The following is a 19,559-nucleotide window of genomic DNA, read 5'->3' on the forward strand; positions in this document are numbered from 1 at the left end:
CGTTGCGCCCAGGACATTCCGAACTAACCTTTACCCTTTGACCCTGTTTCCTTTTCTCCGAACCGTGGCATTGGCTTCTCGTCTTGAGACGTGGCGTGTGAGTTGAGTCGCGTCAATAGGTCGAGGTCTGCCGGTAAGTCTCGCTAACATGTCGCCGACACGGTCATCGCTGATACGTCTGTGTAGATTCCCTTCTTTAGCCGACCAGATTCACCCACCTACGCAGGAAGCCACAGCTGTCATGCAGTGGTGGAATGCGCAGTGGGTGCCCTCCGAAGCCTTGGCGAAGGAGGACAAACTTTGGCGGGTTCAGCCGAAGACACAAAAGGGACCACGGCTGTCAAGCCGTGGGGCTCCCCAAAGGATCAGTGCTGGAAGGACCACGGAATTTGCGTAACCATTTGTGGCGGCCCTGCCCTTATGCTAAGAAGGTCGCTATGCACGACAAGCCCACCGGAACGGAAACCGTGACTACGCTGTATCGTCGCGCGTTCGCGGAATATGGGGCGCAGGCTCTGTGGAACATGCGGCCTCGTGAAGACCCTACGGTTGCCGATGCCTTGGCGATCACGAAGGCATTGCGGACGCATGGCGGGATGGAAGGGCGGCGGTTGGCGGAACAGATTGAACAGGTCTGCCGTGCCCCTCACTAAACTACAATCCCATGTGTTACGCCTGATCGCGGCAGAGCGCAGCCCAGATAGTTACATAGCGGGTGGTATCGCTCTTAACCGTGGAGGGCCACGTTATTCCAGCGACATCGATATCTTCCAGGATACGGAGCAACGTCTTCACGCCGCCGCCGTTGCCGATGCGAGAACGTTAACGGCGGCCGGGCTTACACTCTCATGGACAAAGATTGTGACCGGCAAGCGCGCGGTGGAGCTTGAGGGGCTCGGCGACACGATGAGACTGGAATGGGTACATGATGCACCTTTCCGTTTTTTTCCGCCGCAACGTGACGAACTGTTTGGTTACGTCCTGCACCCCGTTGACCTTGCGACCAACAAAGCGGCGGCGGCAGCTGACCGTCGCGAACCGCGCGACCTCGTTGACCTCATCACCGTTCACGACACGATCCTCCCGCTCGGAGCCGTCATTGCTGCTGCGGTTGGGCGTTTTCCGGGACAATCGCCGGAAGAAATGCTGGCTGAGATCACGCGCCACAGCCGCTTTACTGCGGAAGAGTTTCAGGCGCTCGCGACCGAGCGGCCTCTTGACCCGCACGCCCTGCACCGGCATATCCGCAACATGATCGAAGACGCGGAGCGATTTATCAGCCGCGTTCCCAGTGACGCCGTGGGCGTGCTCTTTCTGAAAAATGGAAAGCCCGTCCAGCCCGATTTGGAGGCGCTTGAAACCTACCAGCGTCATGCCGGAACTCCGGGCGGCATCTGGCCGACCTCACCCGAAATATCAGCCGCGATGCTGGAGCGGTACAACAGCGGGCCGAAGCCGTAACGCCGCACCATCGGCAAGACATTCCGGCACTGTTTCACAGCGGGTCAGTTCTGCAACTTGCGTCGAACCCGCGCCAACGCTGGCCTTCCCGTGGCGCACCACCGCATGTCAGCATGATGGCCGCTGCAGGCCTGACACGGCCTCGAATCACAATCCGCTCGACGGAAATGGCATCGTGAGGAGTCATGTGATGGGAACCCGGTCAAGGCAAGCATTAGGGAAGACTCGATACAACCCCGATCGGCTTGCCGCCGTCGGGACTCCTATGATACCGTCGAATCCTCTTATCTGGAGTTGGAATGATGGTGAAACTTAAATGTGATATGCGACTGGTGTTGACGGTGGGAGCGTGCCTGCTCTTAGGACTACACCCCTGCCCTATGGTGCTCGGTGCCGAGGAGCCGGTCACGATTTCAAAGTCCGAGGAGTATTTTCCCGATACGGCCGGGAGCCGCTGGACCTATCGCGGCCAGATCAACGAGGGACCGCTCCAGTCTGTGGAACTGAAGTTTTTCACAAATGTGTCGACGGTCGAGGGAACCAAGACCATGAACGGTGTCACGGTAACCGTCTTTCACGATACGAACCCGGGAGATCATGGACCGTCGGATAGTTTTTATCGACGCGATGCGGTCGGCATTGTGTATTATGGGTCGGAGCCGGGAACACCGTTCGAAAAACATCTTACCCCCTATCAGATTTTTAGATTTCCGTTGAGAATTCCATCCTCCTTCCAGCAGTTTGACCGAATGGGAGTTGATTTCGGCAGCGATATGGATCGTGATCAAACGGATGAAACGGTCGATACCCAGGGGTGGAGTAAGGTGATCGGTCGAGAAACCATCACCGTCCCGGCCGGTACGTTTCAAGATACCATCAAAGTGGAATCACGGATGAACATGAAGATCCACTTGTCAGGAAGTCGTCGCATCGTCTCAGGAATCGACGTGATGACGGCCTGGTTCGCCAAGGGGGTCGGTCTCGTGAAATATTCCGAGCGGCAGGAATTATCAGCCATCAAGGAAGACCGCGGCGTGGTCACGGAAGTTACAGAAGAACTTGAAGACTACACCATCAAACCCGCGAAGGCCTCACTGAGTCGATTCGAACCCACGGCGAAGGGTGTTCTCACTAATGACTTTGGCGATCATGAACTGGGCCAGGTAATCTTCTCCCCCCGCTTTCGCACCCACCCCTGAGAAACGGTGCCCACCGAAAGGTTGACGAGAGACGAGGGCGCCGGTGATTGGTCGGTTCAAGTAGAGATTGCCCACGTCGAATTCCTCCCGTGCCTTGGCAAGAGTGACCGGGCTTCTGGCATAGACCCCTCCGGTCAAGGCATAGTCGGTCCCGTTCGCCATGCGGATTGCGTCGGCAATACTCTCCGCTTTCATCACGGCTAAGACCGGCCCAAAGATTTCCTCCTGTGCCAGACGGTGATGAGGTCGGATGTCGACAAACACCGTCGGTCCGACGAAATATCCGGTTTGATCCAGGGGGTACTGCACGAGGAGCCGGCCTTCCTCGAGACCGAGTGAAAGATAGCGTTGTATGCTCGCCTGGGCTCGGGCATCGATCACTGGTCCCACTTTGGTGGACGGGTGCATGGGATTGCCGACCTCCAAGCTCAGCACTGCCTCACGTAGGCGGGAAACGAAGGTATCGTAGACGGTGCGATGGACGATGACTCGGGAGCAAGCCGAGCACTTCTGTCCTGCGTAGCCGGCGAATGATGCGACGACGCCGGTGATCGCTTCGTCCAGATCGGCCGTCTCATCGATGATAATGGCATTCTTCCCACCCATCTCGGCAATCACCCGCTTGACCATAGGCTGTCCGGGGCGCTCGTGCGATGCTTCGGCCAAAATGCGGAGCCCCACGGTCTTCGATCCGGTAAACGCGATCGTCACGACATGGGGATGCGCGACGAGCGCTTGGCCGACCTCCGGTCCGCCTGGGAGACAAGTCAAACAACCGGTCGGTACACCGGCTTGGATCAAGATGTCAGTGAGCAGAGTCCCTAAGATGGGCGAGCGTTCCGACGGTTTGAACAGGACAGGATTCCCGGTCACGAGAGCCGCTGACACCATTCCGGTGGGGATGGCGAGCGGAAAATTCCATGGTGCGATGACTGCCGTCACGCCGCGCGGTTCATAGAAACGCTGGTTGAGTTCCCCCGGACGGTTGCCTAATCGCATCGGCCGAGCCAGACGATCCATCTCATCGGCATAGTAGCGGAGAAAGTCGATCGCTTCCGTCACGTCGGCATCGGCCTCACGCCAGGGTTTGCCGACCTCAAAGATCTCCCACGCTGCCAGCTCGTACCGGCGACGAGACATTTCCGACGCTGCATTGCGCAGGATTTCAGATCGCGCTTCCGGAGCTTTCTGCCGCCAACTGTCCCATTGTTTGACCGCCTGTTCGATGATGTGGTCCAGGTCGGACACTGCTGCGCTCTGCACCTTGGCCAGGACCTCATTCGGCCTACAAGGATTACGGGATTCCAACCATGGGCCGGTCAGCCTGCTACCTGATGCCACACCGTGCCATTGTCGGCCCAGCTGAGATTGAACCGATCCAATACTCGCCCGCATGGCCTCCCGAACCTCTGCCTGTGAAAAGTCGCTGTGTGGTTCGTTGCTGAAACTCTTCCCGCCGCTCGTTGTTGTGTGTTGGAGCTGGGTCGGCTCTGTCGGTGGAGCGAGGAGCCTGGCCAATGGTTGGGACTCCACGTACTCTTTTTGGAGGAACGATTCGTTCGACGTATTTTCCAACAGCCGGCGTACCAGATACGCCATGCCCGGCAGCAACCGGCCCACCGGCGTATACAACCGGACACGGCGACCGAGCTTCACCATGGCCTGTTGGAAAGGCTCCGCCATGCCGAAGATCATTTGGTACTCGCGCGCGTCAGGCGTCAGACCACGCGATTCCGCATGGGCTTCGATGGCAGCTAACGTGCGAAGATTGTGCGTGCCGAACGCGGGGCGGATGAGATCGGAATGTTCAAACAGCACCGGAATCAACCGCTCGTAGTGCATGTCGGTTTCCGCCTTGTGCTCAAAAAGCGGAAGTGGCCAGCCTGCTTGCCGATATCGGACAGTGTCTGAATCCCAGTACGCACCTTTGACCAGTCGAATCGTGATCGGTATACAACGTGTCCGCACCCAGGCCACCAGATCCTGGACATCCCGTTCGGTCTCTCGATGATAGGCCTGGAGCGCGAGTCCTGCATAGGGATAGGATCGATAGGCCGACTCTGCGAAGAGTTGCTTGAAAATGTACAGGATCAGGTCTTTCGTCTCCGCTTGTTCCATATCGAAAATCAATCCGGCCGGCAGCGACTGTGCCAGATCCACCAGCGGACGGAGACGCGCGGCGACCGATTCGTAACTTCCATCGGGATCGATCGGGTCCAAACGAGATGAGAGAGCCGAAATTTTGAGCGAGAACTGCACGGGTGGGATCGGTCCCAAGTGGTCTTGTTGGAGCAGAGGCGTGGAAGCCCAAGTTTTGGTGGCCTGACCGAGTTCGTTCAAAGCATTCAGGCACTGATCACGATAATGGTCTGCCTCCCGCTCGCTGATCGTCGCTTCTCCCAGCAGATCGACAGACCAGGCTCGTCCGTCTTTCCATAACTGCGACAAGACCGGCAATGCCTCTTCGATCGAGGCTCCGGCGATGAAGGTTTTCGCCATCTGTTCGATCTGTTTCCTGATCGACTTACCGGTGAGACGGGCTCCCATGCTTGTTGAAGCCAGTGCCTTCAATCCCCACTGAAGCCCGAACAACGCGCTGCTCTCGCGGCCGAAATATTCTTCGGCCAGCGAGACGACTCGTTCATCATCCTGAATGACCGGAAGGACATCGATGAAGTGGAACAACCTTGTCTTAAACGACGCATCCTTCATCGCCAGATTGATCGCCGAATGAGACCACCACCGGCTGTCAAAAATTGACGGTGAAAGACAGCCGGAGAGCCGCGCGAGTCGTTCGCCGATCGAGCGAATGGCAGGTTCCAACGAGGGAGATGGTGTCATCGTTAGTCCTGTGAGTAATGCGCTCCGTATGAATTCAGTATACCTCTCCGACGGCAGATGGTCATCGTCCAAGCCTTCCCCTGTCGGCACATGGACGATAGCCCGAGCGACCCATATCATTTCGCGCCTGGCATCGCTTATGATGATGAATCACACGTGACGGCGACTCGACCGTGGTTATTCGAGAGTAAGGTGACGGTCGAGCACAATTGGATGGGAGAATCGATATGGCTGACGAACATAGTCATGGGGTGCAGCAGCCTCAGGCAAAAGATAATTTGATCCCTGGAGTGAAACAGGTCATCGCGGTGAGCAGTGGAAAAGGCGGGGTTGGGAAATCAACCGTGGCGGCGAACCTGGCCTGTGCGTTAGCCGTGGCTGGTGCCAAGGTCGGACTCTTGGATGCCGACCTTTACGGCCCCAATATTCCCATGATGATGGGGAGCACAGCCGGACCGGAACAGAAAGACGGTAAGATCCTTCCTGTCGAGAATTACGGGGTGAAGCTGATTTCCATGGCGTTTCTGGTGCCGGAGGAAGCCCCGCTGGTTTGGCGTGGTCCAATGGTCCATCAGTATCTGCAAGCGTTCTTCCGCGACGTGCTCTGGGGGGACCTGGATTATTTACTCATTGACTTGCCGCCTGGTACCGGTGACGTGCAGCTTTCTTTGTCACAGATGGTTCCGTTGGCCGGAGCGATTACGGTGACCACGCCGCAAGAAGTGGCGCTCTACGACGTTCGTAAGGGCATGGCGATGTTTCAAAAAGTAAATGTCCCGCTCCTAGGGATCGTGGAAAACATGAGCTACTTTGTCTGTGGTCACTGCGGTGAGCGGACCGAGATCTTTTCGCATGGAGGAGGGGAGCGGGCTGCGGCCAAGCTTGGTGTGCCGTTCCTGGGACGGATCCCAATCGATCCCGCTATTAGGGATGGTGGGGATACGGGTCATCCAATCGTCGTGGCCGATCCAGCGTCTCCTCAGGCCGAGGCGTTTCGGGGTATTGCAAAGAAAATCATGGGAGAGCTAGGTGGCGCCGGGAAGGCCGGCCCGTCCATCGATAGTTTGCTCAAGAAGATCAAGCAGCCGTTCAGCAGCAATTGACAGGTCTTATATTTGGAGGGAAAGAATGGCGGAGTTCGTGCGAGTGGCAGCTACAGCAGATGTAAAACCTGGGCATGGTATTGTGGCAGAAGCGAATGGGACGACACTGGCCGTATTTAATGTGGATGGGACGATCCACGCGATCAACAATACCTGTTGTCATCGAGAGGGCCCATTGGGAGAGGGAGAGCTGGAAGGCAACATCGTCACCTGCCCTTGGCACGGATGGCGATACAATGTGACCACTGGGGCTTGCGTGAATAACCCTTCTGCAAAGGTTGCGACGTATCAAGTAAAGATTGAAGGTGATGATGTGAAAGTATTACTTGAACAATGAGCCTTGCTCGTGCCAAAGAGCGAACAGCATACTAGGGTTCAGCCGAGAAGGATTCGCGGTTTTTGCTATAAACCATCGGCCATTCACTCTTACTTGAGGTGACACATGTCTGTTTCTGCCAACGATCAAACCGATATTGCGGCCGCGCTCGTGCGTCTCTATGTCTTTCTGGCCCAGTATCTTGATCGGTGTTTCGATGAAGCGGCTCGGAAGAGCTACCCGGACTCCGAACTCCAAGGGCATCTTGACGAAACGCGACGGAAGCTCATGGAGATCCTGTCAGTCAATCCGGTCGTGAAGGGGAAGCTCGCCGATGAGTGTGACCGAATCCTGACGCTCGGTGCCTCTTGCCTAAAAGCCGGTGCGATTGATGCCAAGACCCGCGAGGCGATTCAAGCTGAGCGGGCAGTACTCAAGAACAAGACCATCGCACTCAGCGACTTGGTCGCCGTCTTCCGAGCGTTAGAATGACCGATGAGTCAGGGCGGGCTCGACAAACACCAGCTCGCTGGGTTGGACAACCGGGAGCGGGGATTTAGCAGACCGGTCGAGTTTGAACGCTCAGGGGAAGGCTATCGAGCCATCTTGCGGTATGAGACCGTCCGCGTCACGACGGAGATACATCCGACCCAGGACCACGCGCTCAGCAGTTTGATCCAGACCTTACATGCCAGGGGCTACCGGCAGCTGAAAACTCAAATGAGTTTTCGCGACGGTGTCTATCTCGGATCGCAGGAACTTTGGGTGGAATATCCGGATCCACCAGAAACTGTGCTTGGCCCATCTGGTTTCTTTGATAAAATTATGAAGTGGTTTACGTCGCGCTCCGTGAAGGGATAGTGCTTTGAGCTTTATTCCTCTTGATCGTCTTCGGTCCGCTTCAGTTACGGGCTCTCACCCCTCACCCGTCAGCCGACCCCGCCTTCCTTCCTGGTTTAAGGTCCAGGCCAAGACTGGTCCGAATTACCTCGATATCAAGCAGACCATGGAGCGGCTCACGCTCCATACGATCTGCGAGGAGGCCGGCTGTCCGAACCGGTGGGAATGTTGGAATGCCCGTACTGCCACCTTCCTTATTCTGGGCGATATCTGTACCAGACGTTGCCACTATTGTTCCGTCGAGACCGGAAGGCCGAATCCAGTGGATGAGAGGGAACCAGGTCGTGTTGCGGAAGCAGTGCGAGCCCTCGGCCTGCGCCATGCCGTGATCACCTCGGTGAATCGTGACGAATTGCCTGATGGTGGAGCCTGGGTCTTTGCGGAAACAATCAGGCAGACCAGGCGGCTGAATCCAGACTGTACGATTGAAGTATTGATTCCGGATTTCGAAGGCAATGAAGCGGCGCTCGCGACTGTCTGTGCCGAGAAGCCTGAAATTTTGAATCACAATATTGAAACCGTCCGGCGACTCTTCCCTTCAATCAGACCCCAAGGGAAGTATCAACGATCAATTGAACTCCTTGCGAGGGCGAAGGAGCATGGGATGAGAACGAAATCCGGTTTGATCTTAGGGATGGGAGAGACACTCGACGAAGCGCGCGAAGTCATGCGCGATCTCCGAGCGGTCGAGTGCGATATCATGACCATCGGCCAATATCTCCAACCGACGAGAGACCATCTGCCCGTCGCCCGGTTCTACGATCCCTCTGAGTTTGCCTTGCTGAAAGAAAAGGGCCTTGCCATGGGTTTCACTCATGTGGAATCAGGTCCGCTCGTCCGCAGCTCTTATCACGCGGAGCAGCAGGTTTCGAGCAGCTAGTTGGTACTGTCTTCTTCTGTTGAAGCCGTTGCAAATGGCCTGGAATCGCCGTAGAGTGGTGGTGCCACTTCACGGAGTAATGGTCATGCCAAAATCTGTCGCTGAATTAGAACAAGAGGCAAATCGTCTACCGAAGAAGGATCGTGCGGTCTTGGCGCATCATCTCATCGCAAGCATCGATCCGGGAGAAGATGTCGATGCAGAAGCGGCTTGGCTAGAGGAGGCCGAACGTCGTTATCAGGCATACCGACAAGGGAAGTTGGCAGGTAAACCCGCCGGACAAGTTTTTCGCGAAGCCAAATCCAAGCTCAGATGACTGTGGCTATCTTTCTTCCTCCCGCCGAGGAGGAAATGATTGCCGCCGCCCAGTATTATCAGTGCCAATCAGCCGGGCTGGGATCAGAATTTCTCAGTGAGGTCGAAAGGACGGTGGCCGCTATCCTGGTCCATCCGGAAGCCGCGCCAAAAGTGAAGAAGGATATCAGACGACGGCTGCTGAAACGTTTTCCATTTGGGATTCTGTACGCGGTTGCCGCTGATGAAGTCGTCATAGTCGCGGTCATGCATCTTCGACGTCGGCCTGGGTATTGGGAAGATCGGCTCCATTCTTGATAAGCCAAGCTGAGAACACATTCTCCACGCCTGGTCTTAAGCCAACCATATTCGTGTGCTTGTCACGACCTTAGGACTTCAAGCAGGCCTGCCTCAACAAACGTCAGTGGAACTGTCTTCACGACCAAAAAAAGAATGTTCTTTTCTGAGAACCATAGGCGGCAAAAAAAGTACGCTTCACACTTGTCGCTGTGCCTCTGGTAAGACGTCGAGGCGGGGTTGGATCATGCGAGAGTTCGCGCTGGCATGGGCGGAACGTGGTCCAGCACGGCAAGCCCGAGCCGGTAGTGCCAATAGGCCCAGGAGCGGGGCGTAAACTGACCGATTTCGGCCTGACGCAGCACGGCGCGGAGATAATCATCGCCGGCGAGCGTGGCCAGTGCCTGAACGTCGTCGTAATCGCCGATGTTCATGACCTGGGCTACGACGCGATCGGGCATGGTCACGGCTTCCTCCGGCGTCATCCACCAGATGTACTTGCGCGCAAAGGGCGTCAGTGAAGCGGGGTCAGGCGGTGCCATCAGTAACCATGTACGATAGACAGGAGTGACGAACGATGGACAAATTCTACGCCAGAATCAGGTGATTGCCAACAAGCTTGCTTTCGAATGGAATGAGCCGAAATGCACAGGATCGATACATCATCGGCGTGATTTCGGCTTCAGGGCGAGTTGCATGTCGCGTCGGGTGTCGGTCGAAGGAGCGATCGCATATCCGCCTGGCCCGAGATCAAGACGCCGGTAGATTTCAAACGCGGACTGCTGATTGCGACGGTCCATCTCGTCTTGTGATGCCAATTTTCCTCGCGTGAGGGTTGCGGACGCGGGCTGGCCTGGGTTTTTCTTCATTTGATTCAAAGCCTTTTCAGTTTCAGGGTCTAAATAATGGTTCCGAGGCCCATTGGCGGTACGTGGTTGGATTCACTCCTCCGCCCCACAATTTTCTTGGACACACAATTGGGGCAGACTGCCCCCTCATGAATGGAGGTGTCCATGGCGAAATCGACGGTGGAGCGAGGCCGGTTTTCTTCGCGGAAGAAGCGGGACGTGGTGCTGCGCGTGCTGCGTGGCGAAGATCTCGATCTGGTCTCCCGGGACGCCGGGATCACCGCCGCGAAGTTGTCGGAGTGGCGGGAGCAGTTCGTGGCCAGTGGCCAGGCCGGGTTGAGGAGCCGGGCCGCCGATGGCCGCGATGACGAACTCGCGCGGCTGAAGGCCTTGGTCGGAGATTTGACGATGCGGCTGGAGTTGTCGCGGGAGGCCGTCCAGCGGGTACGAGGTGGCGCCCCGTTAGCCACCGGGAGGTCGACGCGATGAGCCACACCACGTCGCCTTCCGTTCATCGCCCGTATGGTGTGGTCCGGGTCTGTCAGGAATGACCCCGGTTGTCAATAGTGGACGCCATGAGTTGCCGCCTCACGCCGCCAGCTGTTGACGAGCCCACTGCTGGGCAAACACCGCGGGCGAGCAATTTCCCAGCCTGGAATGCCGACGCTGACGGTTATAGAAGAGCTCGATGTACTCCGTGATCTCTCGCCGAGCCTGCTCCCGTGTTTCATACCGCCGGTGGTGCACCAGCTCATTCTTGAGCGTTCCCCAGAAACTCTCCATCGGCGCGTTATCATAGCAGTTGCCCTTCCGACTCATAGACGGGGTCAGGCCGAACTGCCGCAATTGCGCTTGATAGTCCTGGGCACAATATTGAGAGCCGCGATCAGAATGATGAATGAGCCCCGGGGCCGGGCGCTTGGTGTCGAGAGCGTTCCTGAGCGCCCCCTGCACCAAGTCCGTCGTCATCCGCGCCCCCTCGCATGCCCAACCACCTCACATGTATACAGATCTTTGATCCCCGCCAGATACAACCACCCTTCTGCGGTGGGGATATACGTGATGTCGGTGACCCAGGTCTCGTTCGGGCGCGTGGCGACAAACGTTTGGGCCAAGACATTCTCCGCCACCGGCAGCGAGTGCTTTGAATCCGTCGTGGTCGTGAACCAGCGCACCTGTTTGCAACGTAGTCTCAGTTTCTTGCGTAGCCGTTTGATGCGTCCGACCCCAGCGGGGAACCCATCCTCACGCAATTCCGCTTGGAGACGTTCCGGCCCATAGGTCTGCCGGGTGCGCACATGCGCGGCCTGGATCGCCACTTCTAGGCGCGCGTTCTCCTGAGCGCGCTTCGAGGGACGGCGCGTGCGCCAGGCATAGTACCCACTTCGGGACACCTCCAGCACCCGACACAACACACTCAGGGGATACTGGGGCCGCAGCGTCCTCATGAGCGCGTACCGGGCAGCTGCGCCTTGGCAAAGTACGCGGTGGCTTTTTTTAAGATGTCGCGCTCCATCCGCGCCTCGGCCAGGTCGCGCTTCAGCCGAGAGACCTCGGCCTCCAGCTCTGTCACGGGCCGTCGGCTCTCCCCCAGCGTCGCGAGCTGACCGCGCCGGGCTCGACACACCCAGTTCTCGAGCGTCTTGCCCGACATGGCCAGGCGTCTTGCTACCTCTGGAATCGTCAACTTCTGTTCCAGGACCAGCTGCACCGCTTGCTCACGGAACTCCTTCGTATACTGCTGTCGCGGAACTCGTTCCATCTCACACCTCCAGACCTCAGATCATAGGTTGAAGGCGTCCACTTTTTCGAGCCTAGCACACCGCGCGTTGTGGGCCCGCGCGTCCATGACGGCACAATCATCACAGAGTATCCGAATCAGATGTGGGGCACCGATGCCACCAGCACGGTGACGGTGCAGGATGGGGCCGTCACGGTCTTCGTCGGGGTGGATCATTGTACCCTCGAAGGGATCGGCATCCATGCGGCAAGGCGGGCCACCCGCTTCGAGGCCTTGGAGCCGATTCGCCAAGGGGGGCGCCAGCAGTTCGGAGCCGTCTCCGCTGGCAGGGCGACGGGCCTCCAGGTGCGGCATGATCACGGCAGTCCGTATAGGAGTGACGATTTCCAGGCCGAACTCCGATTCCTGGGGATCACATCGAGTCCGGCGTTCGTGCGTGCTCCTGAAGGCAACGGCGTCGCGGAGCGGTTCATTCGGACGCTCACGGAGCAGCTCCTGTGGGTGCGCACGTTCCACACCGTGGAGGAGCTTCGCCGCGCACTCCTCGACTGGCTGGGTCTCTACAATGAGCCGTGGCTCGTCGAGCGGCATGGATTTCGGTCCCCGGCCCAGGTGCGCCGTGAGCTGTTGACGACAGAGGTCGCAGCGTGATTCTTATCAACCCAGTGTCCAAGAAATCAGGAGCGGTACATCAGGTCCTACTTCGATCAGCTTCTCCACATGTTCATCTGTTAACCAAAAGCTCGTTTGGAGAGAGAGGAAGTAGGCGCGGCGTTCGGGATCCTTCAGCGCTTCGAAGTTGACCTCGATAACATAGGGATCGATCTCGGTCGCGAGTTTTGGGAGTGGTAGTGCATTGGGGCATTGGTCTAATCGTTTTTGGCACGCGGCGATACTCTTCTGTGACCTCACGCGCTCTGCCCTCAGGTCCTTGATCATCTCGATCATCTCGACGCTATAATTGTCCATGGCAATCGTGGCAGTCTTCGATGCCACAGTGAACAATCCTGGTGCACTCTCGTCTTGGCTGATCTCATCCTTTTCAATGGTACGGGCATTGACGACGATCACGACGAACTTCTCGATCTTGCCCTCGTTCACCAACTTCCTGATAAAGCCACTGGTGTGTTGATAGGCGGCTTCGATGGGGCGAAGGCCGATATTATCGCCGAGCCCGCCATCCATCAAATGCAGATAAGGCAACTTCCGGTCATCCATATAGATCATACGGTTCTTGGCCCAATAGTAGCGACGCCGATTGGTGTCGTAATCCTCAAGTCCTCCTTTGTAGTCTTTCGGTAGTTCGAATCCTGTGTGCGGATAGTTCTTGAGCGTGATGGGGCTCAGTAAGAACGGAAAGGCCGAAGACGCGGCGACTGCCCGTGCGACCGGAACACTATTCAAGTCAGACATTAAGAAGTCGAACTGCTCTTGCGTGAACTCGAATCGTTCTCCATTCACCATATTAGTAGCATTGAGGATGATAAATGGCCGACGGGAAGGCTCGGAAAGCGACGCGAAGGTTTTTTCGTCAAAAACGTGCTGATCGTAATATTCGGCGGCCAGATCGATTCTGTCAAAATAGGGCGAGGCCAGTCTCACACAATTCATCGGATTGAACAGTCGCCAGAGGAGGGCACGTTGAATATTGACGTTCAGGAACTTATCTCGAAACTCCTGAAAGATCCGATCTCCAAACAGGCCGTAATAGGCGGCGGTAAACGAACCGCCGGAAATCGATGAGATGCAGTCCACTTCTTCGAGGAGGCTTTTCTCTACTCCCTTCCATGTAATGCGCGTGGCTCTTAATTTCTCCAGCACTCCATACGAGAGGGCTGCCGCTCGGGTACCTCCACCCGAAAAGGCCAGACAGACAAATAACGAGTCCGTATTGTTGCCGCTTGCTTGATAGTTGAATCCATAGGCTGTGGTGGACTTGTCACCCTCTTTCGGAGCGTTTACCGGATAGTGTGCACAGGCCTGAAGCGCAAGAACGAGAGCACAGGTTAGGGCAGTACAGGCGGTATGCCTTAAGCTCAAAATTCACCTCACGGGGATCCAATTCCGAAGTGTCCTTAAGCACAATAGTGTACTGATCCGGTGTGTAGTTATCATAAGGAGGACCGAGCGACACGACATGCCGGCCTACTTCCAGCTCAATGACATCTTCTGTTCGCCCGTTGAATTCGTCATCAATGAGCACACGCCGAGATCGCGGGAAATGCACCAGCAGAAATTCCATACGTGTCCTCCAGGGGTGGGATCATGAAGAAAACTGGAGCCAAAGGACTCCCGACGCGCACTCAACTGCCAAATCGATGCCAGTTGTAATCCAGCCATTGGCGGAGCGTGTAGGTCATTGTTTCAATAAGGATGTACTGATGAAAGAAGGATTCGGGGTAGCTGTCAGGCGCCTGCTAGGTATTCATACGGTAGCGTGGATAGTATCTGAAATGATTCAGCTCCCGAGACGAAAGGATACATGCTCGGCACGTGTCGAATAGGAAATGCCGAAAATATGGTGCTTCTACTTAGCGGTAGGTCTGATTACGCAGAGCATGTAATTTGCAAGGAAGAAGGACTTTTAATGGGATAGCATCAGGACGTTGATCGCAATTATGGGTCCAGTGTTTGCCCGTTACTGCATAACGCAAAAGGGTGACCTGAACTGACTCAGGTGAATCCTTTATCGATTGATGAGGAGGTGATCATGAAAATTTCATCAGGTATGCATAGGCGTTTTTGTGATGCCATGACTTTATGGTTGCAACAGAATAAATATCAAATAGGTTGCGTTCCCTCGGATGTCAATTTGACAACGAATAAGGTTGCCAAAGCCATTAAGCTTGGGTTCAAGCTTGTTAGGACCCTTACTAATGGAACCCCGTCCTTAGATTGGAATGAAGCATTAACTTGGAGTGGAGCGTCTGTAGAGGAGATAACGAATGCCTTGAAACCTTTCACTTCAATATCGGATTTGATTGGATACCACTTAGGCTGGAACGATAACAGCCTGCTCTTAGTTTTGTTGGCTGATGAGTTAAGCCAAGGTGAAACTTCGCAGCGATTTGATGAATTGTTTGAGCTAGCTAAACCTCTGCAACCACTTGGCCTTCATGTGCGTGGCCAAGCTCCTGAAGCTATTGTTCAGCCACTTCTGGTTTATTTCGACAAAGCGAAATACGTGGAGAAGGTCCCAATGTTATTCCCGGCTGGATGGAAATATTCCTACTGGAGACGGACCATATTGAGGCCTGCCTATATAAACGTCACTGAGCGGACCATTTTGTGGACTGATCCTAGAGGATTCGCTAAGGCAGGGTATACGCTGATGGAAATGTTCGGGGCAAAAATGGATCCCTTTAGCACCCAGGATTTACACTCAGTTTTAGACTCAATGGCATAGCATAAGCCTTCCAAAGGCGTGTACATGGCAACACTCTAGCCCATCTGGGCTGGTATGGACTTCCCAGGGTTTTGTGGACACATCTTTAAGCATTTTTCGACACGGCTTCAAAGGCCTCCGGACTGACCCCGCTGAGATGGCTGTGTCGCCGGAGGCGATTCTAGAAGGTCTCGATGTACTCGTCGATCTCGGCCATAGCCATCGCTTGAGTGATGTAGATGCGCTTCTTGATCCGCTCCTTCTTCAAGCTGCTGAAAAAGGATTCGGCCACCGCGGTGTCCCAGCAGTTACCCCGTCGACTCATGCTGGGTTCTAGGTGATGGGCCCGGCAGAAGCGCCGCCACGCATCGCTGCCAAATTGGGGGTGAGCATCAACCCCTTGGCAGCCCCAAACAAGGCCGGTCTGAAATAAAGGGTCGGGTCTGAAATAAAGGGTCGGATACCTTTATTGCGGCGGTGCGCTGTGGATTGTTTCCCGCCAAGGATATCGTTGTCTGGACTCCCCAAGAGGTCGAAGAATGGAAGGCCATCCCCAATGCCTTCATCTCCACCGTACTGGCCGAAGGCAAGCTGCTCTATGAAAGATAGGTCGGCTCTGGCCCGAGGGTGGTTTCGCAAGGCCGACAGCGACCTTGCAGATGCCCGGCGCACTGCCGCCAGTGAAGGTCCCTACGACACCTCGTGCTTCCATGCCCAGCAAGCCGTCGAGAAGTATTTGAAAGGTGTACTAGCCTGGAGGAGCCTGGAGATTCCCCGCACGCACGACTTGGAGGAGCTTCAGCGGTTTCTGGGAGTGGGGTCGCGTCTTGCAATCATACGGTTCGGTTTGGGGTTCTGATGTTCCGCGGTTCGCTCTCGAACAGTGGGGGGCTGCTAGATAAATGTAAGAAGTCTGGACTTCCCTTGTTCGCGTACAGTCAGTTCCCTTATGCGGGGACAAAGGGCTCGATCTTGATTTTCCGGGCCTGCTTGCGCATCTCGTTGCTGTCATACCAGGCCTGCATCTGGAGCAGCATCTCCATCTTCAGATGAAAGGCTTTTTCCAGCCGCAACGCCATTTCAGGGGAGAGCGCCGCCTTTTCATGCACCAAGTCGGAAAACGTAGCCCGGCGCACGCCCAAGATTGCAGCGGCCTTAGTTATGCTGAGCCTCAGCTCGTCCAGAATTTCTGTTTTGATGAAGCCGCCCGGATGGGAAGGCGTCATGCCGATTTTCATGCCTTTTCGTGCCATTAGTGATAGTCCTCCAAATCCAAGGCATCCACATACCCATTCTCGTCCGCAAACGTGATCCGCCAGTTGCCCGAGGTCGAAATGCTCCATGTCCCTTTACGGTCGCCCGAGAGCTGATGCACCCGCCAGCCTGGAGGCGCACTTTCCCGACAACATTCGCATATCCTCGGCGACAATCAAGGCCGTCAGGATATTCCGTATCCGGTTCACCAGGTCGGCCCGTAGCTCCCTGGTTTGATCGCTCTCAAGGAGACGCTTGAGAATAGAAGTAAGGGGCCGGATACCTTTATTGCCGCGGTACTCTGTGGGGTGTTTCCCGCTAAGGATATTGTCGTCTGGTCGCCCGAAGAGGTTGAGGAGTGGAAGGCCGTGCCGAACGCCTTCATCTCCACCGTACTGGGCGAAGACAAACTGCTCTATGAAAGATTGGTCGGCTCGCTCGAGTGCCGCCGGACACGCGACCCTAACCCTCGCAATCAGCATTCGGATTCCGTTTCCACCCTGAGAGGACACATCGTTGCGCGATCAGCGGGGTGAATTGGGTAATGTCTTGTGAGATTTCTAACATGAACTGGTCGGCGAGAGATGGATCTTCAAAACATTCGTACACGTCGTCGAGAAAGCCTCCACGAAGTAGCGGGTGATGGAGAAACTCATGGCCTGGACCAGTCGCGACTTCGAGCGGATACTCAATGACCTCGATTCGTTCAAGATTGAGAGATTCGAACCAATCTCGCCCTTCCTGCACCGAAGGCCGTTCGTTCAAATAGGTCTGAAATCGCGCGCGCTCTTCGGTTAAACCAAGGTGGATCATTGCTTGATCCACTCGCTGCCACAGTGAATCGAATGTTCCATAAGAAGGAAAGGTCAGGACGAGCTGACCCCCTGGGTTGAGCCGTTCGACGAGTCCACGGACGGCCTCGAACCGATTAGGGCGAAAGAACATGACGGAGAGATTCCCTGTCACGCGATCGAAGGTCGGTAGATCAGGAGGCAGAGATCGAATGTCCATACATTCGAAGCGGAGCCATGGTAGCTGTGATCCTTGAATCGCCCTGGCACGAGCGACCTGACCGACATTCACATCCGTGGCCAGCACTTCACCAGTGGGGCCAACCTGTTCGGCGAGGTAGAAGGCAGGAATGCCGTGGCCGGATGCGACATCCAGGATCCGCAGTCCTGGTCGAAGGTCGAGGTGCTGCAGCAACGATTCGGCGAACGGCGTGGACCAATAGTCGTGCTGCGGCAAGGGCCAGCGCGTAACATGCCGGTTCATAGCGCAATGAGAATCATGTGGGAGAGGCCAATGCGCCGGCGATGAGGGCTTGTGCTTCCTCTTGAATCCGCTTAAGGTGTTTCTTTCCTCTGAAACTCTCGGCATACAGCTTGTACACGTCTTCCGTGCCTGATGGCCTTGCGGCGAACCATCCGTTGTCTGTCACAACTTTCAAACCACCGATGGCTGCGCCATTGCCGGGAGCCTTGGTGAGCATGGCCGTGATCTTGTCACCGGCTAGCTGCGTTGCTCTGACTTGATCGGGTGACAGCTTCGACAGAATCGTTTTCTGCTCCGGTGTGGCCGGAGCGTCTATCCGTTCATAGACCGGCTCGCCCAGTTCATTTGTGAGGTCTCGATACAACTCGGATGGATCATGACCGGTCTTGGCCATCATTTCGGCAGCCAGTAAATCCATGATGATGCCGTCTTTATCAGTCGACCATACTGTCCCATCTTTCCGTAAGAATGACGCGCCGGCGCTTTCCTCACCACCAAAGCCGAGGGACCCGTCGAGCAGGCCGTTCACGAACCACTTGAAGCCAACTGGTACTTCTACCAGTTTCCGTTTGAGTTTTGCAGCCACTCGGTCAATGAGGCTGCTGCTGACTAAGGTCTTGCCGATCCCAGCGTCGGATTTCCAGCCTGGACGGTTGGCAAAGAGGTAGGCAATCGAGACAGCCAGGTAATGGTTCGGATTCATCAAGCCGGAACGAGTGACGATCCCATGTCGGTCATTGTCTGCATCATTACCGAAGGCGACGTCGAACCGATCTTTTAGCGCGATGAGATTGGCCATGGCATAGGGCGATGAACAGTCCATACGGATCTTGCCATCCCAATCCAATGGCATGAAGCGAAAAGTCGGATCGATTGTTGGATTCACATTCTCGATATTCAACCCGTAGCGTTCGGCAATCGGCTGCCAGTAGGCCACCCCGGACCCACCGAGCGGATCGATCCCAAGCTTCAGCCTCGCGGACTTGATGGCATCCATGTCGACCACGTTGTTCAGATCGCTCACGTAGGCCCCAATGTAGTCGTGCCAATGTGTGGTCGATGCCTGTCGAGCCTGTTCAATCCGAAGGCGTTTCACTCCTTGGAGGTTGGCGGCCAGAAGGGCATTGGCTCGATCCTCGATCCATTTAGTGATCTGTGTATCAGCAGGTCCACCGTTCGGCGGGTTGTACTTAATGCCGCCGTCTTCCGGGGGATTGTGCGATGGCGTGATGACAATCCCGTCAGCCAGACCGGAGGTTCGGCCACGGTTGTAGACGAGGATTGCATGAGAGATCACAGGTGTCGGCGTGTAGCCATCATTCTGGTCGATCATGACATCGACACCGTTCGCCGCGAGGACCTCGATCGCAGTCGTAACGGCCGGCTCAGACAGTGCGTGCGTATCTTTTCCCAAATAGAGTGGCCCGGTCGTGTGCTGTGCCGCCCGGTATTCGCAAATTGCCTGAGTGATTGCCACGATATGGTTCTCATTGAAGCTTCGCCTGAAGGAAGAGCCACGGTGCCCTGAGGTACCGAACGACACGCGTTGTTCTTGGAGCGAGGCATCCGGTTTCTCAGTCCAGTAGGCGGACAAGAGTTTTTCCACGTCCACGAGGATGGAGGGAGGTGCTGGTTGGCCGGCGAAAGGATGAATAGCCATAGGTAAAGGTGTAATTCGACAGTCCGACCGCTGTCAACTGTGGAATGTCAACGTAACAGGAAAGAAGACAGCGGTCTTGTCAGGTATCAGTAATAGTGGTTGCCT

Annotated in this window: 22 protein-coding genes and 3 pseudogenes; 14 read left to right on the forward strand and 11 right to left on the reverse strand. The window is 55.9% G+C overall.

Going from position 1 to position 19,559, the window contains the following annotated elements:
- Positions 1-437 precede the first annotated feature (437 nt).
- The 3 genes from P0120_11075 (at position 438) to P0120_11085 (ending at position 2,660) form a co-directional block, all read left to right on the forward strand.
- Positions 438-653 carry a hypothetical protein gene (locus tag P0120_11075; GenBank protein MDF0674861.1) on the forward strand — a complete coding sequence of 72 codons (216 nt, stop codon included), beginning with the start codon at positions 438-440 and terminating at the stop codon, positions 651-653.
- A complete protein-coding gene (locus P0120_11080; GenBank protein MDF0674862.1) occupies positions 640-1,461 on the forward strand; it encodes a hypothetical protein in 822 nt (273 codons plus the stop codon). The genes P0120_11075 and P0120_11080 overlap by 14 nt, the downstream gene beginning before the upstream one ends.
- Positions 1,462-1,760: 299 nt before the next feature.
- The gene (locus tag P0120_11085; protein ID MDF0674863.1) at positions 1,761-2,660 is read left to right on the forward strand and encodes a hypothetical protein; all 900 of its coding nucleotides are present in this window, start codon (positions 1,761-1,763) and stop codon (positions 2,658-2,660) included.
- Here the strand turns inward: P0120_11085 and P0120_11090 are convergent.
- The gene (locus P0120_11090) at positions 2,553-5,501 is read right to left on the reverse strand and encodes a proline dehydrogenase family protein (protein ID MDF0674864.1); all 2,949 of its coding nucleotides are present in this window, start codon (positions 5,499-5,501) and stop codon (positions 2,553-2,555) included. The genes P0120_11085 and P0120_11090 overlap by 108 nt on opposite strands.
- 227 nt (positions 5,502-5,728) lie before the next feature.
- Between P0120_11090 and P0120_11095 the strand changes: the two genes are divergently transcribed.
- From P0120_11095 to P0120_11125, 7 genes are all read left to right on the forward strand, one after another.
- Positions 5,729-6,604 (forward strand): Mrp/NBP35 family ATP-binding protein, encoded by an 876-nt coding sequence (locus P0120_11095; GenBank protein ID MDF0674865.1) that lies wholly within the window; start codon positions 5,729-5,731, stop codon positions 6,602-6,604.
- 25 nt (positions 6,605-6,629) lie between these two features.
- Positions 6,630-6,941 carry a Rieske 2Fe-2S domain-containing protein gene (locus tag P0120_11100; GenBank protein ID MDF0674866.1) on the forward strand — a complete coding sequence of 104 codons (312 nt, stop codon included), beginning with the start codon at positions 6,630-6,632 and terminating at the stop codon, positions 6,939-6,941.
- 105 nt (positions 6,942-7,046) lie between these two features.
- Positions 7,047-7,412: a hypothetical protein gene (locus P0120_11105; GenBank protein MDF0674867.1), complete on the forward strand. Its 366-nt coding sequence runs from the start codon at positions 7,047-7,049 to the stop codon at positions 7,410-7,412.
- A gap of 3 nt (positions 7,413-7,415) precedes the next feature.
- Positions 7,416-7,781: a hypothetical protein gene (locus P0120_11110; protein MDF0674868.1), complete on the forward strand. Its 366-nt coding sequence runs from the start codon at positions 7,416-7,418 to the stop codon at positions 7,779-7,781.
- Positions 7,782-7,785: 4 nt separating this feature from the next.
- Positions 7,786-8,700 (forward strand): lipoyl synthase, encoded by a 915-nt coding sequence (gene lipA / locus P0120_11115; protein ID MDF0674869.1) that lies wholly within the window; start codon positions 7,786-7,788, stop codon positions 8,698-8,700.
- Between the two features lie 85 nt (positions 8,701-8,785).
- The gene (locus tag P0120_11120; protein MDF0674870.1) at positions 8,786-9,016 is read left to right on the forward strand and encodes an addiction module protein; all 231 of its coding nucleotides are present in this window, start codon (positions 8,786-8,788) and stop codon (positions 9,014-9,016) included.
- Positions 9,013-9,312, forward strand: coding sequence for a type II toxin-antitoxin system RelE/ParE family toxin (locus tag P0120_11125; protein MDF0674871.1), 300 nt, complete (start codon positions 9,013-9,015; stop codon positions 9,310-9,312). Before P0120_11120 ends, P0120_11125 begins: the two co-directional genes overlap by 4 nt.
- A gap of 224 nt (positions 9,313-9,536) precedes the next feature.
- Here the strand turns inward: P0120_11125 and P0120_11130 are convergent, their stop codons facing one another.
- Positions 9,537-9,833 (reverse strand): hypothetical protein, encoded by a 297-nt coding sequence (locus P0120_11130; protein MDF0674872.1) that lies wholly within the window; start codon positions 9,831-9,833, stop codon positions 9,537-9,539.
- A 120-nt stretch (positions 9,834-9,953) separates the two neighbouring features.
- The gene (locus tag P0120_11135) at positions 9,954-10,160 is read right to left on the reverse strand and encodes a hypothetical protein (protein MDF0674873.1); all 207 of its coding nucleotides are present in this window, start codon (positions 10,158-10,160) and stop codon (positions 9,954-9,956) included.
- A gap of 138 nt (positions 10,161-10,298) precedes the next feature.
- On the opposite strand from P0120_11135, the gene P0120_11140 reads away from it, so the two are divergent.
- On the forward strand, positions 10,299-10,628 hold the full coding sequence (locus P0120_11140; protein MDF0674874.1) for a hypothetical protein: 330 nt from the start codon (positions 10,299-10,301) through the stop codon (positions 10,626-10,628).
- A gap of 99 nt (positions 10,629-10,727) precedes the next feature.
- Here the strand turns inward: P0120_11140 and P0120_11145 are convergent.
- Positions 10,728-11,901: pseudogene (locus tag P0120_11145) on the reverse strand (IS3 family transposase).
- Between the two features lie 60 nt (positions 11,902-11,961).
- On the opposite strand from P0120_11145, the pseudogene P0120_11150 reads away from it, so the two are divergent.
- Positions 11,962-12,531: pseudogene (locus P0120_11150) on the forward strand (integrase core domain-containing protein).
- 6 nt (positions 12,532-12,537) lie between these two features.
- On the opposite strand, the gene P0120_11155 reads toward P0120_11150, so the two are convergent.
- Positions 12,538-13,920 carry a patatin-like phospholipase family protein gene (locus P0120_11155; protein ID MDF0674875.1) on the reverse strand — a complete coding sequence of 461 codons (1,383 nt, stop codon included), beginning with the start codon at positions 13,918-13,920 and terminating at the stop codon, positions 12,538-12,540.
- A 670-nt stretch (positions 13,921-14,590) separates the two neighbouring features.
- Here P0120_11155 and P0120_11160 point away from each other — a divergent pair.
- Positions 14,591-15,286 carry a hypothetical protein gene (locus tag P0120_11160; protein ID MDF0674876.1) on the forward strand — a complete coding sequence of 232 codons (696 nt, stop codon included), beginning with the start codon at positions 14,591-14,593 and terminating at the stop codon, positions 15,284-15,286.
- Positions 15,287-15,371: 85 nt separating this feature from the next.
- On the opposite strand, the pseudogene P0120_11165 reads toward P0120_11160, so the two are convergent.
- Positions 15,372-15,647 (reverse strand): annotated as a pseudogene (locus P0120_11165) (IS3 family transposase).
- Between the two features lie 216 nt (positions 15,648-15,863).
- On the opposite strand from P0120_11165, the gene P0120_11170 reads away from it, so the two are divergent.
- A complete protein-coding gene (locus P0120_11170; GenBank protein MDF0674877.1) occupies positions 15,864-16,124 on the forward strand; it encodes a HEPN domain-containing protein in 261 nt (86 codons plus the stop codon).
- 88 nt (positions 16,125-16,212) lie between these two features.
- On the opposite strand, the gene P0120_11175 is transcribed toward P0120_11170, so the two are convergent.
- Genes P0120_11175 through pgm form a run of 5 tightly spaced genes read right to left on the reverse strand, consistent with a single transcriptional unit; the run spans position 16,213 to position 19,454 of the window.
- A complete protein-coding gene (locus tag P0120_11175; GenBank protein ID MDF0674878.1) occupies positions 16,213-16,518 on the reverse strand; it encodes a HigA family addiction module antitoxin in 306 nt (101 codons plus the stop codon).
- Positions 16,518-16,640, reverse strand: coding sequence for a hypothetical protein (locus tag P0120_11180; protein ID MDF0674879.1), 123 nt, complete (start codon positions 16,638-16,640; stop codon positions 16,518-16,520). The genes P0120_11175 and P0120_11180 overlap by 1 nt, the downstream gene beginning before the upstream one ends.
- Entirely contained in the window at positions 16,615-17,001 is a 387-nt protein-coding gene (locus P0120_11185; GenBank protein MDF0674880.1) for a hypothetical protein, read from the reverse strand. Before P0120_11185 ends, P0120_11180 begins: the two co-directional genes overlap by 26 nt.
- Positions 16,982-17,794, reverse strand: a complete 813-nt coding sequence (locus P0120_11190; protein ID MDF0674881.1) for a class I SAM-dependent methyltransferase — start codon at positions 17,792-17,794, stop codon at positions 16,982-16,984. Before P0120_11190 ends, P0120_11185 begins: the two co-directional genes overlap by 20 nt.
- A gap of 13 nt (positions 17,795-17,807) precedes the next feature.
- On the reverse strand, positions 17,808-19,454 hold the full coding sequence (pgm, locus tag P0120_11195) for a phosphoglucomutase (alpha-D-glucose-1,6-bisphosphate-dependent) (protein ID MDF0674882.1): 1,647 nt from the start codon (positions 19,452-19,454) through the stop codon (positions 17,808-17,810).
- Positions 19,455-19,559: the final 105 nt, after the last annotated feature.

It is taken from the genome of Nitrospira sp., assembly GCA_029194675.1.
Classification (GTDB): domain Bacteria; phylum Nitrospirota; class Nitrospiria; order Nitrospirales; family Nitrospiraceae; genus Nitrospira_D.

Bases quoted from the DNA above. Each gene is read 5' to 3' on its own strand.
- P0120_11075 (MDF0674861.1), top strand. From the start codon at position 438: ATGCACGACAAGCCCACCGGAACGGAAACCGTGACTACGCTGTATCGT.
- P0120_11085 (MDF0674863.1), top strand. From the start codon at position 1,761: ATGATGGTGAAACTTAAATGTGATATGCGACTGGTGTTGACGGTGGGA.
- P0120_11090 (MDF0674864.1), bottom strand. From the start codon at position 5,501: ATGACACCATCTCCCTCGTTGGAACCTGCCATTCGCTCGATCGGCGAA.
- P0120_11095 (MDF0674865.1), top strand. From the start codon at position 5,729: ATGGCTGACGAACATAGTCATGGGGTGCAGCAGCCTCAGGCAAAAGAT.
- P0120_11100 (MDF0674866.1), top strand. From the start codon at position 6,630: ATGGCGGAGTTCGTGCGAGTGGCAGCTACAGCAGATGTAAAACCTGGG.
- P0120_11105 (MDF0674867.1), top strand. From the start codon at position 7,047: ATGTCTGTTTCTGCCAACGATCAAACCGATATTGCGGCCGCGCTCGTG.
- P0120_11110 (MDF0674868.1), top strand. From the start codon at position 7,416: ATGAGTCAGGGCGGGCTCGACAAACACCAGCTCGCTGGGTTGGACAAC.
- P0120_11120 (MDF0674870.1), top strand. From the start codon at position 8,786: ATGCCAAAATCTGTCGCTGAATTAGAACAAGAGGCAAATCGTCTACCG.
- P0120_11125 (MDF0674871.1), top strand. From the start codon at position 9,013: ATGACTGTGGCTATCTTTCTTCCTCCCGCCGAGGAGGAAATGATTGCC.
- P0120_11130 (MDF0674872.1), bottom strand. From the start codon at position 9,833: ATGGCACCGCCTGACCCCGCTTCACTGACGCCCTTTGCGCGCAAGTAC.
- P0120_11135 (MDF0674873.1), bottom strand. From the start codon at position 10,160: ATGAAGAAAAACCCAGGCCAGCCCGCGTCCGCAACCCTCACGCGAGGA.
- P0120_11160 (MDF0674876.1), top strand. From the start codon at position 14,591: ATGAAAATTTCATCAGGTATGCATAGGCGTTTTTGTGATGCCATGACT.
- P0120_11170 (MDF0674877.1), top strand. From the start codon at position 15,864: ATGAAAGATAGGTCGGCTCTGGCCCGAGGGTGGTTTCGCAAGGCCGAC.
- P0120_11175 (MDF0674878.1), bottom strand. From the start codon at position 16,518: ATGGCACGAAAAGGCATGAAAATCGGCATGACGCCTTCCCATCCGGGC.
- P0120_11185 (MDF0674880.1), bottom strand. From the start codon at position 17,001: ATGCTGATTGCGAGGGTTAGGGTCGCGTGTCCGGCGGCACTCGAGCGA.
- P0120_11190 (MDF0674881.1), bottom strand. From the start codon at position 17,794: ATGAACCGGCATGTTACGCGCTGGCCCTTGCCGCAGCACGACTATTGG.
- pgm (MDF0674882.1), bottom strand. From the start codon at position 19,454: ATGGCTATTCATCCTTTCGCCGGCCAACCAGCACCTCCCTCCATCCTC.